General features: G+C 66.9%; 16 protein-coding genes. 7 read left to right on the forward strand and 9 right to left on the reverse strand.

The genetic code is table 11. The features are described 5' to 3' along the window. Window positions 1–99 precede the first annotated feature (99 nt). The gene (locus BIZ42_RS15845) at window positions 100–1,464 is read left to right on the forward strand and encodes an NAD-dependent succinate-semialdehyde dehydrogenase (protein WP_046272011.1); all 1,365 of its coding nucleotides are present in this window, start codon (window positions 100–102) and stop codon (window positions 1,462–1,464) included. Between the two features lie 185 nt (window positions 1,465–1,649). Here BIZ42_RS15845 and BIZ42_RS15850 read toward each other — a convergent pair whose 3' ends face one another. From BIZ42_RS15850 to miaB, 8 genes are all read right to left on the reverse strand, one after another. Beyond that, a complete protein-coding gene (locus BIZ42_RS15850; protein ID WP_019185854.1) occupies window positions 1,650–2,648 on the reverse strand; it encodes a magnesium and cobalt transport protein CorA in 999 nt (332 codons plus the stop codon). A gap of 15 nt (window positions 2,649–2,663) precedes the next feature. After that, entirely contained in the window at window positions 2,664–3,920 is a 1,257-nt protein-coding gene (locus BIZ42_RS15855; protein ID WP_070426992.1) for a DUF4105 domain-containing protein, read from the reverse strand. Between the two features lie 8 nt (window positions 3,921–3,928). Continuing rightward, complete coding sequence (locus BIZ42_RS15860; RefSeq protein WP_046272009.1) at window positions 3,929–4,810, reverse strand: transporter associated domain-containing protein; 882 nt, start codon at window positions 4,808–4,810, stop codon at window positions 3,929–3,931. A gap of 64 nt (window positions 4,811–4,874) precedes the next feature. Then, window positions 4,875–5,468 carry a hypothetical protein gene (locus tag BIZ42_RS15865; protein WP_070426993.1) on the reverse strand — a complete coding sequence of 198 codons (594 nt, stop codon included), beginning with the start codon at window positions 5,466–5,468 and terminating at the stop codon, window positions 4,875–4,877. 82 nt (window positions 5,469–5,550) lie between these two features. After that, window positions 5,551–6,237, reverse strand: a complete 687-nt coding sequence (locus tag BIZ42_RS15870; protein ID WP_156785759.1) for a hypothetical protein — start codon at window positions 6,235–6,237, stop codon at window positions 5,551–5,553. Window positions 6,238–6,292: 55 nt separating this feature from the next. Next, entirely contained in the window at window positions 6,293–6,778 is a 486-nt protein-coding gene (gene ybeY, locus BIZ42_RS15875) for an rRNA maturation RNase YbeY (RefSeq protein WP_019185849.1), read from the reverse strand. Next, the gene (locus BIZ42_RS15880; RefSeq protein WP_070426995.1) at window positions 6,775–7,761 is read right to left on the reverse strand and encodes a PhoH family protein; all 987 of its coding nucleotides are present in this window, start codon (window positions 7,759–7,761) and stop codon (window positions 6,775–6,777) included. Before BIZ42_RS15880 ends, ybeY begins: the two co-directional genes overlap by 4 nt. Window positions 7,762–7,989: 228 nt before the next feature. Further along, window positions 7,990–9,450 carry a tRNA (N6-isopentenyl adenosine(37)-C2)-methylthiotransferase MiaB gene (gene miaB, locus BIZ42_RS15885; RefSeq protein WP_070426996.1) on the reverse strand — a complete coding sequence of 487 codons (1,461 nt, stop codon included), beginning with the start codon at window positions 9,448–9,450 and terminating at the stop codon, window positions 7,990–7,992. A gap of 119 nt (window positions 9,451–9,569) precedes the next feature. On the opposite strand from miaB, the gene BIZ42_RS15890 reads away from it, so the two are divergent. The 6 genes from BIZ42_RS15890 to BIZ42_RS15915 all read left to right on the forward strand — a co-directional run bounded on the left by BIZ42_RS15890 (window position 9,570) and on the right by BIZ42_RS15915 (window position 14,711). Next, the gene (locus tag BIZ42_RS15890; RefSeq protein ID WP_070426997.1) at window positions 9,570–10,526 is read left to right on the forward strand and encodes a lytic transglycosylase domain-containing protein; all 957 of its coding nucleotides are present in this window, start codon (window positions 9,570–9,572) and stop codon (window positions 10,524–10,526) included. A gap of 171 nt (window positions 10,527–10,697) precedes the next feature. Further along, window positions 10,698–11,318 (forward strand): ubiquinol-cytochrome c reductase iron-sulfur subunit, encoded by a 621-nt coding sequence (gene petA, locus BIZ42_RS15895; protein WP_070426998.1) that lies wholly within the window; start codon window positions 10,698–10,700, stop codon window positions 11,316–11,318. A 2-nt stretch (window positions 11,319–11,320) separates the two neighbouring features. Beyond that, window positions 11,321–12,580, forward strand: coding sequence for a cytochrome bc complex cytochrome b subunit (locus BIZ42_RS15900; RefSeq protein WP_019186260.1), 1,260 nt, complete (start codon window positions 11,321–11,323; stop codon window positions 12,578–12,580). After that, the gene (locus BIZ42_RS15905; RefSeq protein WP_019186261.1) at window positions 12,573–13,319 is read left to right on the forward strand and encodes a cytochrome c1; all 747 of its coding nucleotides are present in this window, start codon (window positions 12,573–12,575) and stop codon (window positions 13,317–13,319) included. Before BIZ42_RS15900 ends, BIZ42_RS15905 begins: the two co-directional genes overlap by 8 nt. Window positions 13,320–13,479: 160 nt before the next feature. Then, on the forward strand, window positions 13,480–14,115 hold the full coding sequence (locus BIZ42_RS15910; RefSeq protein ID WP_019186262.1) for a glutathione S-transferase N-terminal domain-containing protein: 636 nt from the start codon (window positions 13,480–13,482) through the stop codon (window positions 14,113–14,115). Window positions 14,116–14,267: 152 nt separating this feature from the next. After that, window positions 14,268–14,711: a ClpXP protease specificity-enhancing factor gene (locus tag BIZ42_RS15915; RefSeq protein WP_019186263.1), complete on the forward strand. Its 444-nt coding sequence runs from the start codon at window positions 14,268–14,270 to the stop codon at window positions 14,709–14,711. Between the two features lie 203 nt (window positions 14,712–14,914). Here the strand turns inward: BIZ42_RS15915 and BIZ42_RS15920 are convergent, their stop codons facing one another. Continuing rightward, window positions 14,915–15,271, reverse strand: coding sequence for a DUF3301 domain-containing protein (locus tag BIZ42_RS15920; RefSeq protein WP_019186192.1), 357 nt, complete (start codon window positions 15,269–15,271; stop codon window positions 14,915–14,917). Between the last annotated feature and the right edge of the window lie 16 nt (window positions 15,272–15,287).

Here is a 15,287-nt window from a genome sequence, read left to right on the forward strand (position 1 = left end):
CGCTGCTGCGACGCTGTGTCGCGGCGTTCACCCTGATCCGGCAACATCCGGCTCACGAGGCCGGGCGCACAATGCGGGTCTGACTTTCGGAGACCCGTGATGACCGCTGACATCATCAATCCCGCGACCGGCCAGGTCACGTATCGCCATGAACTGCTCACCGCCAAGGAGGTCGAGCAGCGCCTGGCGGCAGCTGCCGGGGCGTTCCCGGCATGGGCGGCGCGTTCGCTGCAGGAGCGCGGGGCGATCCTGCGCGCGATTGCCGCCCAGCTGCGCCAACGCAAGGGCGACATCCAGCACGCGATGACCACCGAGATGGGCAAGCTCAAGGTGGAGGCGCTGGGTGAGATCGAGAAATGCGCCGAGGCCTGCGAGTTCTACGCCGACCATGCGGCTGACTACCTCAAGCCGCAGCTGATCGATACCGAAGCTCAGCGCAGCTACGTGCGCTATGAGCCGATCGGCTGCGTGTTCGCAGTGATGCCCTGGAACTTCCCGATCTGGCAGGTGTTCCGCTTCCTCGCGCCGGCGTTCATGGCCGGCAACGTGGCCCTGCTCAAGCACGCCAGCAACGTGCCGCAGTGCGCCGACCTGATCCTGGCGGTGTGCCGCGACGGCGGCCTGCCCGAAGGCGTGTTCGATGTGCTGCACATCGACAACGACCAGGCCGCCGAAGTGCTGCGCGACAAGCGGGTCAAAGCGGTAACGCTGACCGGCAGCGAGCGCGCCGGGCGCTCCATCGCGGCCAACGCCGGCGACCAGCTCAAGAAGTGCGTGATGGAACTGGGCGGCAGCGATGCCTTCGTGGTGCTGGACGATGCTGATCTCGAAAAGACGGTGGCTGCAGCAGTGAAGTCACGCTTCGACAACAGCGGGCAGACCTGCATCGCGGCCAAGCGGTTCATCGTGGTCGATGCGATCGCCGATGCGTTCGTGGAGAAGTTCGTCGCCGCTGCAGGCAAGCGCGTCTACGGGGATCCGCAGGACGAGAACACCACGCTGGCCCCGATGGCACGCGCGGACCTGCGCGACGAACTGCACAAGCAGGTGCAGGACAGCATCGCCAAGGGCGCCAAGCTGCTGCTGGGCGGCGAACCAGTGGCCGGTTCGCATGCCGGTTATCCGGCAACGATCCTGGACAACGTCACCCCCGGCATGCCGGCCTACGACGAAGAACTGTTCGGCCCGGCCGCGGCGATCCTGCGGGTCAGCGATGACGCCGAAGCACTGCGCGTGGCCAATGACACCACCTTCGGCCTGGGCGGCAGCGTGTGGACCACCGATGCGGCCCGTGGCGAAGCCATCGCCCAGCAGCTGGAATGTGGTGCCGCCTTCGTCAACGCCATCGTCAAGAGCGACGTGCGGCTGCCCTTCGGCGGCAGCAAACGTTCCGGCTTCGGCCGCGAACTCGCCGAGCATGGCATCCATGAGTTCATGAACATCAAGACCGTTTACGTCGCCTGACGCCATGAACCCGGTAGTGCCGGCCGCTGGCCGGCTCACGCCCATGCCCCGGACGGCTGCGAACACCAGATGAGGGTCATGCCACCGGAGGAGCCGGCCAGCGGCCGGCACTACCCACCGTCGTGGCCAGTCGTCGCCCGCCGTAGCGAGCAACGGTCACCACCGTAGCGACCAACGGTCGCTTCCTACAGCCAGCGCGCGCGCTTGAACAGCCGGTACAGGCCCACGCACACCGCGCCCACGCCGATGATCATCGCCGGGTAGGCCCATGGCTTGTCGAGCTCGGGCATGTGCGTGAAGTTCATGCCGTACCAACTGGTGATCAGGGTCGGGGCGGCCAGCAGCGCCGCCCACGCACCCAGGCGCTTGACCGTCTCGCCCTGGGCCAGGGTGACCAGCGAGAGGTTCACGCTCAGCGCGGTGCCCAGCATTTCGCGCAGGGTGTCGATCACATCGCTGATCCGTACCGCGTGGTCGTGCACGTCGCGCAGGTACAGCTTCACTTCGTCCGGCACCAGGTCACCCTGGTAGCGCTTGATCTGCGAGAGCATGTCCTGCAGCGGCGCCACGGCCATGCGCATCTTGTTGAGCTCGCGCTTGAGCTCGTACAGGCGCACCACGGTGTGGCGTTTGTAGTTGTCGGAGAAGATGTCCTTCTCCAGCAGTTCCAGCGTGTCACGGTAGCGCTGGGTGATCGGCAGGTAGTTGTCGACCACGAAATCCAGCACCGCGTACAGGCAGTACGAGGGCCCCATGGTGCGCAGCAGCTCCGGCTCGCGCTCCACGCGGGCGCGCGGGGCGGCATAGGAGAGCGACGCGCCGTGGCGCACCGTGACCAGGAAGCGCGGGCCGAGGAAGGCGTGCGTTTCGCCGTAGCGGATCCGCTCGTCCACCATCTGCGCGGTGGTCACCACCACGAACAGCGAATTGCCGTAGGCCTCGACCTTGGGCCGCTGGTGCGCGTTGCGGGCGTCTTCGATGGCCAGCGAATGCAGGCCGAATTCTTCCTGCAGTTTCAGCAGCACGCTGTCATCGGGCTCGTACAGGCCGACCCAGACGAAGCCGTTGTCGCTGGCGATCACATCGCTGATCGCATCCAGGCTGATGTCGTGGCGCTTGCCTTGGTCATCGTAGTGAACGCAGTTGATGACGCAGGCGGGGTTATCGGGTGTGACGGTATCCATGGCGGGCATCGTGCGTCAGCGGCCTGTGACGGGCAGGTCACGGCGGCCCAGTGCCCATGCCAGCGCCACGTGGATCGGCAGCAGCAACACGATCCACTGCAGGTTGTACTGCGCCTGCAGGGTCAGCCAGTGCAGCACCAGCCCCAGCAGGGACAGCCCGGCCACCGCCCACAGCACGATCCGGAACCACGCGCGCGGCACGCGGCCGCGCAGCAGGGTGACCGCGGCGGGGACAAGCAGCAGGCACAGCGGTGAAAGCTGCAGCAGGTTGCGGTTGGCCCAGGCGGCCTGGTGCGCGCTGAAGCCCCACAGGTAGGTCAGCAGTGCGCCGCCAATACCGCAGAACAGCCAGAACGGCAGCGCGAGGCCACCCAGCAGACGACGCCGGCGCCGCAGTGCGACCAGGCCTGCGGCAGCGATCAGGCCGCACAGCAGCCACGGCCACCAGCGGCGGGGAGACTCGCTCGGTTCCGGCGCGATCCGGTGCGGCAGCAGTTCCTGCTCGGCCTGCACCAGCGGGCGCCCTTCGCTGTTGCGGACCTGGCGCAACGCATCGGCCAGGCGCATCGGGACGAACGCTTCCTGCCAGCGCGACAGCGGCTGGTCGGCAAACGGGCCCAGGCCGATATCGAAGCCCAGCCACATCCACGGCGAGGGCGAGGCCAGGCGCACCGATTCACTGCGGTAGGTGTTGCCGCGCGAGCGCCCCGACAGCTGCGAATGCAGCCCGCCACCGAGGGCACCATCGATCGCATCGCGGACCATGGTGGCGCAGTTGGCGGTGTAGTAATCGTAGTGGTAACGCGCGTTTTCCGGCTTGGCGCGCTCGGCCAGCGATTCGGCCAGGGTGCGCGCCTGCACGGGCGTCAGGTCCAGCCACTGCACGCTCGCGCCGCGGCCGCTCTCCTGGTAGTAGGAAAGATCCTGCCCGAGCGGCAGCGCGACCAGGTAGTACATCATGTCGCCGCGCACGAAGTTGCCGATGAAATCGGACTCGCTCGGGTCGAAGTAACCGAAGTTGTAGGAGGTCGCTTCGCCAGTGACCGGATCGACCACCACCAGCGCGTCATGCCCGAAGCGTTCGAAGAAGATCTCGCCCGGCTGCATGGTGACCACGCCGATGCGCGGCGCCTCGCCGGCAGGTGCCGCGGTGGCGGGAGCGGGCGCGGCATCCTGCGCGGCCAGCGCCCCGAAGGGCAGGCTGGCCATCGCAAGCAGCGACAACACGAACAACAGGCGGCACAGCGACCACCGATTCAAAGGGGGCCGCATGGCGTGGGTCAATCCTCGTTGTGGGTGTCGGGCGGCAGCACGGTCACGTGGAACGCCTGCACGCGGCGGGCATCGGCACGCGCCACCCGGAACACGAAGCGATCCAGGGTGAGCTCATCGCCGGTTTCGGGCAGGTGCCCGATCGCCTCGGTGACCAGGCCACCGATGGTGTCGTAGTCATCGTCGGGGAAGGTGGCACCGAAGCGCTCGTTGAAATCCTCGATCGCGGTCAACGCGTCGACCACGTACTGGCCATCGGCCTGGATCGCGATCTGCGAGGTGTGGTCCTCGGCCTCGTCATGCTCGTCGTCGATCTCGCCGACGATCTGCTCGAGCACGTCCTCGATGGTGACCAGTCCGGCGACCCCGCCGTACTCGTCCACCACGATGGCCATGTGGTTGCGCGAGAGCCGGAACTCCTTCAGCAGCACGTTGAGCTTCTTGGCCTCGGGGATCAGCACCGCCGGGCGCAGCAGCTCACGGATGTTGGCCGGCCCGTTGTCGGCGACCACGCCGCGCAGCAGGTCCTTGGCCAGCAGGATGCCGAGGATGTCGTCCTTGTTGTCGCCGTGCACCGGGAAGCGCGAATGGCCGGATTCGACCACCTGCTTCATCAGTTCAAGGAAGGGGGCTTCGACCGGCAGGGAGACCATCTGCGAGCGCGAGATCATCACGTCGCCGACGGTGAGCTCGGCCACCGAAATGGCGCCTTCCATCATCCGCAGCGTGTCCGCGGCGATCAGGCCGTCTTCGTGCGCGGTGTGCAGTACCGCCACCAGCTCGTCGCGGGTGTGGGGTTCGCCGGAGAAGGCAGAGGTCAGGCGTTCGAGCCAGCTGCGCTTCTTTTCATTGTGCTCCTGCGCGGAGCTACTACTGTCGTCTTCAGACATCTCTGGAAAAAAGGCACCCGGCAGGCCGGGCGTTGGATTTAGTCTATCAGGATGCGAGGGCCTGTCAGCGCCTCGCCGCCGCCGGGTTCACGCCCGGCGAGGGGGCCGCGGTGGGGCTGGCCGGCGGTGTTTCCTCCTCCGGCGGCAGGTCCAGGCTGTAGGTGCAGCCTGCCAGGGTCTTGCCCGGGTGGGAGTTGACCGTGGACAGGCTCAGGATCACCGATTCGATCAGGGCCTCGCCGGTCCGCGGGTCGGTGACGTCGCGGCTGACCAGCTCGCGCCCGGCCATGAATTTCTGGGGGGTGTCCACGCCGTCTTCCAGGGCCAGGCGCTTGGCCAGCGGGCGCGGGTCGGGCAAGTCCAGGATGGCCATGATGCTGGCCCCGGCGACGGCGATGTACTCGGCGCGCTCGCCGAACACCGTGATCGGCGCGGCCAGGCGGAATTCGGTCATGAACTGGTTGGTCTGCGGCAGCGGCTGCAGGCCGTTGGCGACTGCCTTGAGCGGGTCGGCCACGACCGGGGCGACCGCCTCGTAGTCGCTCACGCGCTGGCGGCATTCGATCAGGGCGGGCAGGTCCAGCGGTGGCGCTTCGGCGAAGGCCGGGGCGGAAAGCACGGCCAGCAGGGCCAGGCAGGCAGATCGCAACGGGGTCATCGGAACAGGTCCATCAACAAAGGCGTGCAGCGCACGGACGCGGCGTCGATCATAGCGGGGGGCGGCCCGCCATGGCAGGCCGTCAGCGACGGCGCAGCAGCCAGCGCACGGTGGCGGTGAAGGTGACCACCGCGATCCCCGCCGCACACAGTAGCAGCACCACCGCACCCAGGTGGATCAGCGCGGGGGCGCCGGCGGTGGAGGCGACCAGTCCGCGCCCGAACACCAGTGCGAAGGCGGCGGCCAGCACGAACAGCAGGGCGACCTGCACCGGCCGGGCACGGAAGGTCGCCGATTGGGCTGGTCGGGCACCATCGCGCCGCGACCAGGCATACAGCGTCCGCCACCCCAGGGGAGCGGCCAGCGCGGCCGCCAGGCCTGACCAGGCCACCACGCTGAAGCCGGTGGCGGTGAGCGTTGCCCCGCCCGGGCCGGCCAGCAGATGGGGCAGGATCAGGCCCGCGAACAGGCACGTGAGGGTGCCACCGATGAACAAGGCCGCTGACAGCGCCGCCAGCCGGCGGGCCCAGCTCGCGGACAGCGGCGCGCGCCGCTTCCGGGCCGCCCACCAGCTGCGTGACGGCGCCAATGACAGCAGGGCGATCACCGCCGACAGCGCCAGCATGCCCATCCGGATGGCGCCGGGATCACGCCCCGCTGGGGCCAGCGCGGTCAGGCCTGGCGCGCCCAGGGCGGAATACACCCCCGCCAGCAGGGACAGGGCGAGCAGTGCAGGGCCCAGCGCGGAGCGTCGATCAGGCATCGGCATGGCGGCATACATCCTTGTACGGCGAAGACATCAGCAAGCGCAGCGCAGGGGGGACTCAGCGCTCGCCGGCATACGGATCGGCGATGCCGAGTTCGGCCAGGATGTCGCGCTCGAGCTGTTCCATGGCATCGGCTTCCTTCTCGTCCTCATGGTCCCAGCCGAGCAGGTGCAGCACGCCGTGCACGGTCAGGTGCGCGTAATGGGCGTTGAGCGCCTTGCCCTGTTCGTCGGCCTCGCGGGCAACCACCGGGGCGCAGATCACCAGGTCGCCCAGCAGCGGGAATTTCACGCCCTTGGGCAGGCCCTCCGGCAATTCAGCGGGGAAGCTGAGCACGTTGGTCGCGTAATCCTTGCCGCGGTAATGCCGGTTCAGGGACTGGCCTTCCTTGGCATCGACCAGGCGGATGGCCAGGTCGGCCTCGCGGATGCGGCCTTTCAGGGCCGCGGCCACCCATTTGCGGAAGCTCACCGCCGAGGGCAGGCCCGCGCGGGGCAGTGCGTAGTTGATGGCGACGTCCAGGCGTACGGGGCCACGGGTCATGGGTTCGCTCCGGGTTGGACCTGTTGCAGATCGCGGCGATCGTAAGCGCTGACGATGCGCGCCACCAGCGGATGACGGACCACGTCGCGCGCTTCGAAGAAGGTGAAGCTCACGCCCTCGACATCGCGCAGGACCTCGATGGCATCGCGCAGGCCGGATTTCACGTGCTTGGGCAGATCGGTCTGGGTGAGATCGCCGGTGACCACCGCAGTGGAGCCGAAGCCCAGGCGGGTCAGGAACATCTTCATCTGTTCGACCGTGGTGTTCTGCGCTTCATCCAGGATCACGTACGCATCGTTGAGGGTGCGCCCGCGCATGTAGGCCAGCGGCGCGATCTCGATGACGTTCTTCTCCAGCAGTTTGATCACTTTTTCCACGCCGAGCATTTCATACAGCGCGTCGTATAGCGGGCGCAGGTACGGGTCCACCTTCTGGCTCAGGTCGCCGGGCAGGAAGCCGAGCTTTTCGCCGGCCTCCACCGCCGGGCGGACCAGGATCAGGCGCTGCACGCGCGCTTCGTTGAGCGCTTCCACCGCACTGGCCACGGCCAGGAAGGTCTTGCCGGTACCGGCCGGGCCGATGCCGAAGTTGATGTCATGGGTGGTGATCTGGTGCAGGTAGCGGGCCTGGTTGGCGCCCCGGCCGCGCACGGTGCCGCGCTTGACCTTGATCGCCACCTCCTGGGCCTCGTAGGCGCGTTCTGCCACCTGCTCCACGTTGGCCTGGTTCAGGCGCAGGTGGATGGCGTGGCTGTCGAACACCACGTCGCCGGCTTCGGCGTACAGCGCTTCGATCAGGGCCTGCGCATCGGCGACGACGGCCTTGGGGCCGGTCACGCGGAACACGTGGCCACGGTTGGCGATTTCCACGCCGAGTTTGAGTTCCACCTGGCGGAGATGTTCGTCGAACGGGCCGGCCATGTTGGCCAGGCGCTCGTTGTCTTCCGGGGTGAGGGTGAAGTCGCGTTGTGCGAGTGCGGTCATTGCGTCCGGCGGCCGCCGGTCCAGCCGACCGGGCCGCAAGCTGGGAAAGGGAGAACAGGGTAGCGCGGGTGTCGGGCCGCCGCTACTTTTCCACATCGCCTGTGCAGTGCCGGTGCAGCAAGCTGTGGATAGCTGCGCGCAGCCCTAGTGCGGCAACGGGTCTGATGGCGTGATCAAAAAAGCGTCACGCCGGGCGCGCGCCGTGGTCCGGCGCGCGCGATGCCTTGCTCAGTCCGCTGTCACCATCCGCGCGCGCAGCGAATTGCTGTACGCCTCGGTGATCACCACATCGACGAACTGGCCGACCAGGCGCGGGTGCCCCGGGAAATTCACCGAGCGCATGTTCTCGCTCTTGCCGGTCAGCTCGTTCGGGTTGCGCTTGGAGGGGCCTTCCACCAGCACGGTCTGCACGGTGCCGACCATCTTTTCGGAGATGGCCGCGGCCTGCTCGTTGATCCGGGCCTGCAGGCGCGACAGGCGCGCGTGCTTTTCCGCATCCGTGGTGGTGTCTTCCAGATCGGCAGCCGGCGTGCCCGGGCGGCGCGAATAGATGAAGGAGAAACTCTGGTCGAAGCCCACGTCTTCGATCAGCTTCATGGTCTTTTCGAACTCGGCATCGGTCTCGCCGGGGAAGCCGACGATGAAGTCCGAGCTGATCGAGATGTCCGGGCGCACCGCGCGCAGCTTGCGGATCTTGGACTTGAATTCCAGCGCGGTATAGCCGCGCTTCATCGCCGAGAGCACGCGGTCGCTGCCGGCCTGCACCGGCAGGTGCAGGAAGTTGGCCAGCTGCGGCACATCGCGGTAGGCATCGATCAGCGAGTCGCTGAACTCCAGCGGGTGCGAGGTGGTGAAGAGGATCCGGCCGACCCCGTCGATCTCGGCGATGGTGCGGATCAGCAGCCCGAGGTCGGCGAACTCGCCGTCGCCATACGGGCCACGGTAGGCGTTGACGTTCTGGCCGAGCAGGTTGATTTCCAGCACGCCCTGCGCGGCCAGCTGCGCCACTTCCACCACCACGTCCTCGAACGGGCGGCTGACCTCGGTTCCGCGGGTGTAGGGCACCACGCAGAACGAGCAGTACTTCGAGCAGCCTTCCATGATCGACACGAATGCGGAGGCCCCCTCGGCACGCGGCTCGGGCAGGGCGTCGAACTTCTCGATCTCCGGGAAGCTGATGTCCACCTGCGACCGGCCCGATTCCCGGCGCTGGCGGATCAGCTCCGGCAGGCGGTGCAGGGTCTGCGGGCCGAACACCAGGTCCACGTGCGGGGCACGCTTGATGATCGCTTCGCCTTCCTGCGAGGCCACGCAGCCGCCGACGCCGATGATCACGCCACGGCCGTTGTTCTTCAGCGCCTTCCAGTAACCGAGCTGGCTGAACACCTTTTCCTGGGCCTTCTCGCGGATGGAGCAGGTGTTCATCAACAACACGTCGGCCTCGGCCGGGTCGTCGGTGAGTTCCAGCCCTTCGGCGGCGAGCACGTCGGCCATCTTGGTCGAGTCGTACTCGTTCATCTGGCAACCGTGGGTCTTGATGTACAGCTTGCCGCGCACCGGACCGTTCACCTGCGGCTTGGTGCCGGGCAGGGGGAGCAGGTCGGGGCGGGGGGCGGAGCTGGGCGGAGCGGAGGCAGGCAAGGCAGAACCGGCCGAAGTCGGCGCGGTCGAAGCTGGCGTCCCGGTCATGGCGCTTATTCCAGTCGGGTGGGCGGGCAGGCAGCCGGTTGGCTGCGGTGAGCAGGCCATTGTAGCCGGGTCGGGCGCCCCCCTTGGCAATCCCCGGGGAATTGGGGACACTCCCGCTCATGAAGGGGATGTTGGGGATCGCTGCGCTGGCCTTGGCTGCGCTGACCGCTATGCCGGCCAGTGCGGGCACCCTGTACAAGTGTGTTGGCAGCGACGGCATTCCCAGCTATGTGAGCAAGCGCGTGGCCGGGGCCAGCTGCAGTGTGATCAGCAGCTACCGGCCCGACCGCGGCGCGGCGCCTCGCCGGGCCCTGGCAGCGCCGCCCGCGCCGGCCCCGGCGGCCCCGATCGCCAGCGCGGCGCCAGCGCCGGCCCGGGCCGATACCGCCACCGCGGCGACCGCGATCAACCCGGCCCCGGCACCGTCCCCTGTCCCGGCCACGGTGCTGACCGCGCCCTCCGCCCCGGCGGCGGCTGGCAACAAGGCTGGAAAGGTCCGCAGTGGCCAGCTGTACGCCTATATGAAAGACGGCGTGCGCCATTACACCAGCGCACGCCCGAGTGGGGTCGCCAGCCTTGGCCAGGTCCGCACCATCCACTACAGCTTCATCGAGCGCTGCTACGCCTGTGGCGCCAACCCGGCGGTCAACTTCGGCTCGGTACGGCTCAACACCACGGCCTACCAGAGCGAGATCGCCGCCGCGGCCCGCGAGTTCGGGGTGGAAGAGGCGGTGGTCCGCGCGATCATCCATGCCGAATCGGCCTACAACCCGACCGCGCTCAGCCGGGCCGGCGCGCAGGGGCTGATGCAGCTGATGCCGCCGACCGCGCGCCGCTTCGGGGTCAGCGATTCCTTCGATGCCTCGCAGAACATCCGCGGCGGCGTGCAGTACCTGTCCTGGCTGCTCAAGCGCTTCAACGGCGATCTCACCCTGGCCGCGGCGGGCTACAACGCCGGCGAGGGCGCGGTCGATCGCCATGGTGGCGTGCCGCCTTACAGCGAGACCCAGTATTACGTGAAGCGGGTGGCCCTGTTGGCCGACCGCTACCGCGGCGCCGTGGCCAGCCATCAATGACCCATGGCGCCGGTGGTGCCTGATGCCGTACTGTCGGGGTAATGTCGTTCCGTAGTACCGCGTTGTGTGGCCGACTTCGGTTCAGCTACACTCGCGGCTGATTCAATGTGGACTGGCCCCCACCGGTCTGCTGGCAGCCTCAAGCTACCTAAATCAATATCGGAGTGCCGGATGGCCAACGATGGGGTAAACGATCCAGTCAATACTGGACGTCGGCGGTTTCTCTCAGCAACCACTGCGGTGGTCGGAGCGGTCGGCGTCGGATTTGCAGCGGTACCGTTCATCAAGTCCTGGAATCCCAGCGCCCGCGCCAAACTGGCCGGTGCCCCGGTGATTGCCGACATCAGTGCGCTCCAGGAAGGCCAGCGTCTGGTCATGGAGTGGCGTGGACAGCCGATCTGGATCGTCAAGCGCTCCAAGGCCATCCTCGACGCGCTGCACGGGCTGGACGGCCGCCTCAAGGATCCCGGATCGGGCGAGAAAGAACAGCAGCCCGAGTACGTGCTCAAGCAGAATCCCGAATTCCGCTCGATCAAGGCCGAGGTCTCGGTGCTGGTCGGGCTTTGCACCCATCTGGGCTGTTCGCCGGAAATGGTCGCCGAGATCCGCCCCGAGCCCTACGACCCCCAGTGGAAGGGAGGCTACTTCTGCCCCTGCCACAAGTCGCGCTTCGACATGTCCGGTCGCGTGTTCAAGGATGTTCCGGCACCGATCAACCTGCTGGTGCCGCCGCACCATTACCAGGACGACAACACCATCATCATCGGCGTTGATCCGCAGGGGGCGGCTTGATCATGGCCAATATCCTTTCCCGCACCGCCACCGGCGTCGCCGACTGGGTCAACGCACGCGCGCCGGGCCTGATGCCGGTCTACCGCAAGCACGTCACCGAGTACTACGCGCCGAAGAACTTCAACATCTGGTACTACTTCGGCTCGCTCGCGCTGCTGATCCTGGTCAACCAGATCGTCACCGGCATCTTCCTGACGATGCACTACAAGACGAACGCGGCCGAAGCGTTCGCCTCCATCGAATACATCATGCGGGACGTGGAGTGGGGCTGGCTGATCCGCTACATGCACTCCACCGGTGCCTCGCTGTTCTTCATCGTGGTCTACCTGCACATGTTCCGCGGGCTGCTCTACGGCAGTTACCAGAAGCCGCGCGAGCTGGTCTGGATCCTCGGCATGCTGATCTACCTGGTGCTGATGGCCGAAGCCTTCATGGGCTACGTGCTGCCATGGGGCCAGATGTCGTTCTGGGGCGCGAAGGTGATCATCTCGCTGTTCGGCGCGATCCCGGTGATCGGCACCGGCCTGACCGAATGGATCATGGGCGACTACCTGCCCAGCGACGCCACCCTCAACCGCTTCTTCGCCTTGCACGTGATCGCCCTGCCGCTGGTGCTGTTGCTGCTGGTGGTGCTGCACCTGGGCGCGCTGCACGAGGTGGGCTCCAACAACCCGGACGGCGTGGAGATCAAGAAGGGACCGAAGGGCAACCGCTGGTCGGCCATCGCGCCTACCGACGGCATTCCCTTCCACCCGTACTACACGCTCAAGGATGCGGTCGGCGCCGGCTTCCTGCTGATCATCGCCGCCTTCATCATCTTCTTCGCGCCGGCCTTCGGCGGCCTGTTCCTGGAGCACGACAACTTCACCGAGGCCAACCGCCTGGTGACACCCGAGCACATCAAGCCGGTCTGGTACTACACCCCGTACTACGCGATGTTGCGCGTGGTGCCCAACAAACTCGGCGGCGTGATCGTGATGTTCTCGGCGATCGCCATCCTGTTCCTGGTGCCGTGGCTGGATCGCGCGCGGGTGAAGTCCTACCGCTACCGCGGCCTGCTCTCGCGCGGTCTGCTGGGCATGTTCGCGGTGTGCTTCGTGTGGCTGGGCGTGATCGGCTCCGGCCCCGGTACGGATGCGCACGAGACCTACATCGGGCGCGTGCTGACCTTCCTGTACTTTGCCTTCTTCATCACCATGCCGCTATGGACCAAGCTGGACAGGACCAAGCCGGTACCGGACCGGGTGACCACGCATGACTGACCACTGGATTGTCCGGCTGGCCTGCGCAGCGGCCCTGATGCTCGGTGTTGCGGTGGCCGATGCCGCCGAGGGCGCCAAGACCCTGCAGGCCGGCAACGACCTCAGCGATCGTGCGTCGCTGCAGCGTGGCGCACAGCTCTACATGAACTACTGCTCGGGCTGCCACGCGCTCAAATACCTGCGGTACTCGCGCATGGCCGCCGATCTCGGGCTGAGCGAAGAAGAGGTCATGAACAACCTCAACTTCACCGGTACGCCGGTCGGTGAGCCGATCCCGGTGACGATGCCCAAGGCGCAGGCGGAAAAGTGGTTCGGCAAGATGCCGCCGGACCTGAGCCTGATCTCGCGGGTGCGGGGCAGTGACTGGGTCTACACCTACCTCAAGTCGTTCTACCTCGATCCCACGCGTCCGCTGGGGTGGAACAACACCGTGTTCCCGAATGCCTCCATGCCCAACCCGCTGTGGGAAATGCAGGGGCTCCAGCACGCCGTGCACGGCAAGCCGGAGAATCCCGGCGAAGACCCGCCGGTGGTCGGCCTGAAGATCGAACAGCCCGGCAACATCGATGCTGGCCAATACGACCAGGCGGTGCGCGACATCACCAATTTCCTGGAGTATGCCGGTGAGCCGGCCGCCCTGAAGCGGCAGAAGCTGGGGGTATGGGTGATCCTGTTCCTGGCACTGCTGACCTTCCTGGCCTATCTGCTCAAGAAGGAATACTGGAAGGACGTCCACTGAGCGGTCCGGCGCCTTCCCGTGGCGATCGTTCCCCACGTGGGACGATCGACCTATTGGCTTTTGTGATGTGCGGTTGCACACTCGGGTACTGTGACGACCGTCAGCAATGGGCTGGCGGCGCCGATACGACCGGCGGTTACCGGACGTTGGAGAGCCTTTGATGGCGGCGAGCGTACGCATGCGGAATACCCTGACGCTGTTTTCCTCGAACGACGATGTCCTGTGCCATCGCGTACGGCTGGTACTGGCGGCCAAGGGCGTCACTTATGACTCCGTGCCGGTCGACCCGCAGAACCCGCCCGAAGATCTCATCGATCTCAATCCGTATCACTCCGTGCCCACCCTGGTGGAACGCGAGCTGGTGCTGTACGCGGCCTCGGTGGTCAGCGAGTACCTGGACGAGCGCTATCCGCACCCGCCGCTGATGCCGGTCGATCCGCTCTCGCGGGCCCGCATCCGCCTGGCGATGCTGCGCATCGAACACGACTGGGTGCCGCAGGTGCAGGCCATCCAGCTGGGCAACAAGACCCAGGCCGAGGCCGGGCGCAAACGGCTCAAGGAACTGCTGACCAGCGCGGTGCCGCTGTTCAAGGCCAGCAAGTTTTTCCTCAATCCGGAAATGAGCCTGGCCGACTGCGCGATGGCGCCGATCATCTGGCGGCTGCAGGCGCTGGACGTGCCGTTGCCGAAGGATGGCAAATCGATCGAAGACTACGGCAACCGCATTTTCCGGCACCCGGGCTTCATCCGCAGCCTGACCGATCAGGAAAAGAAGCTGCGCGATCTGCCGGTCTGATCGGCAGTGGCGAGTGCCGCGTGCGGCACGGCTGTACTGAACGAAATCGCGGTGCCGGTACGCGCCATGGCTGACCTGCGGGTGGGCGGGCGCGTACACTTGCATCAGGCAATCCGGATCAAGAGCAGCCGAGCACGGCTCGGCTCTACCACATGACAGAAGACACTTTTCGCATGACCAGCCACCGCCCGTACCTGTTGCGGGCCCTGGTGGAATGGATCAATGACAACGACCTGACGCCGCACATCCTGGTCGACGCCGGCATGCCCGGCGTGCAGGTTCCGCAGAGCGCGGTCAAGGACGGTCGCGTCGTGCTGAACATCGCCGAGCGCGCCGTGGTACGCCTGCATATCGACAATGAGAGCGTGAGCTTCTCGGCCCGTTTCTCCGGCACCAGTTACCCGGTGCAGGTGCCGATCTCGGCCGTGCTGGCGGTGTATGCCCGCGAGACCGGGCAGGGCATGGCGCTGCCCGATGACATCCCTGGCCATGAGCCGGGCCCGGACGACGAGCTGCCGCCGGACGATTCACCGACCCCGCCGGACGACGCACCGCCCAAGCCCAGCGGTCGCCCGCATCTGCGGGTGGTCAAATAAGACACACGATGGCCGCCGCAAGGCGGCCATTTTCATGGGTAGAGCCGACCGTTGGTCGGCTGCCCTCCGCAGCCATCGGCGGCAACGACCCGGTAGAGCCGACCGTTGGTCGGCTGCTCTCCACGCCCATCGAAGGCAACGGCCAACGCCAGCCGACCAACGGTCGGCCAACCGCAGCCGACCAACGGTCGGCTCTACCGGGGTCAGACGTCTTCGGCGTCGCGGGTATCGATGTCGCGCCGGATCTCGCTGATCCGCGCCGCCGACGGCCCCACGAAGGTGATCAGCTGATCGCCGCGCAGCACCATGCGCCCGCTGTGGCGGTCCACGCCATCGTGCGAGTATTCGAACTTGAAGGTGCGCTCCCAGCCCAGCCAGCCATTGTCCTTGCGGCATACGCGCAGGCCGGTGGCATGCACGCTCTGGTCCAGCCACTGCACGTCGGCTGCGCGGCAGGCGTTGCGCCCGAGCACGCCGGCGCGTTCGGCGGCGGCACGCGAGGAGTTCCAGAAGGCGTAGGCGAACGCGCCGGCAATCATCAACAGGATCAAACTGGGCATCGGTGACTCGGCGCGG

It is taken from the genome of Stenotrophomonas sp. LM091 (assembly GCF_001806305.1).
Lineage (GTDB): Bacteria > Pseudomonadota > Gammaproteobacteria > Xanthomonadales > Xanthomonadaceae > Stenotrophomonas > Stenotrophomonas bentonitica_A.

Coding starts and splice junctions, on each gene's coding strand:
- BIZ42_RS15845 (WP_046272011.1), top strand. CDS start 100: ATGACCGCTGACATCATCAATCCCGCGACCGGCCAGGTCACGTATCGC.
- BIZ42_RS15850 (WP_019185854.1), bottom strand. CDS start 2,648: ATGGATACCGTCACACCCGATAACCCCGCCTGCGTCATCAACTGCGTT.
- BIZ42_RS15855 (WP_070426992.1), bottom strand. CDS start 3,920: ATGCGGCCCCCTTTGAATCGGTGGTCGCTGTGCCGCCTGTTGTTCGTG.
- BIZ42_RS15860 (WP_046272009.1), bottom strand. CDS start 4,810: ATGTCTGAAGACGACAGTAGTAGCTCCGCGCAGGAGCACAATGAAAAG.
- BIZ42_RS15865 (WP_070426993.1), bottom strand. CDS start 5,468: ATGACCCCGTTGCGATCTGCCTGCCTGGCCCTGCTGGCCGTGCTTTCC.
- BIZ42_RS15870 (WP_156785759.1), bottom strand. CDS start 6,237: ATGCCGATGCCTGATCGACGCTCCGCGCTGGGCCCTGCACTGCTCGCC.
- ybeY (WP_019185849.1), bottom strand. CDS start 6,778: ATGACCCGTGGCCCCGTACGCCTGGACGTCGCCATCAACTACGCACTG.
- BIZ42_RS15880 (WP_070426995.1), bottom strand. CDS start 7,761: ATGACCGCACTCGCACAACGCGACTTCACCCTCACCCCGGAAGACAAC.
- miaB (WP_070426996.1), bottom strand. CDS start 9,450: ATGACCGGGACGCCAGCTTCGACCGCGCCGACTTCGGCCGGTTCTGCC.
- BIZ42_RS15890 (WP_070426997.1), top strand. CDS start 9,570: ATGAAGGGGATGTTGGGGATCGCTGCGCTGGCCTTGGCTGCGCTGACC.
- petA (WP_070426998.1), top strand. CDS start 10,698: ATGGCCAACGATGGGGTAAACGATCCAGTCAATACTGGACGTCGGCGG.
- BIZ42_RS15900 (WP_019186260.1), top strand. CDS start 11,321: ATGGCCAATATCCTTTCCCGCACCGCCACCGGCGTCGCCGACTGGGTC.
- BIZ42_RS15905 (WP_019186261.1), top strand. CDS start 12,573: ATGACTGACCACTGGATTGTCCGGCTGGCCTGCGCAGCGGCCCTGATG.
- BIZ42_RS15910 (WP_019186262.1), top strand. CDS start 13,480: ATGGCGGCGAGCGTACGCATGCGGAATACCCTGACGCTGTTTTCCTCG.
- BIZ42_RS15915 (WP_019186263.1), top strand. CDS start 14,268: ATGACAGAAGACACTTTTCGCATGACCAGCCACCGCCCGTACCTGTTG.
- BIZ42_RS15920 (WP_019186192.1), bottom strand. CDS start 15,271: ATGCCCAGTTTGATCCTGTTGATGATTGCCGGCGCGTTCGCCTACGCC.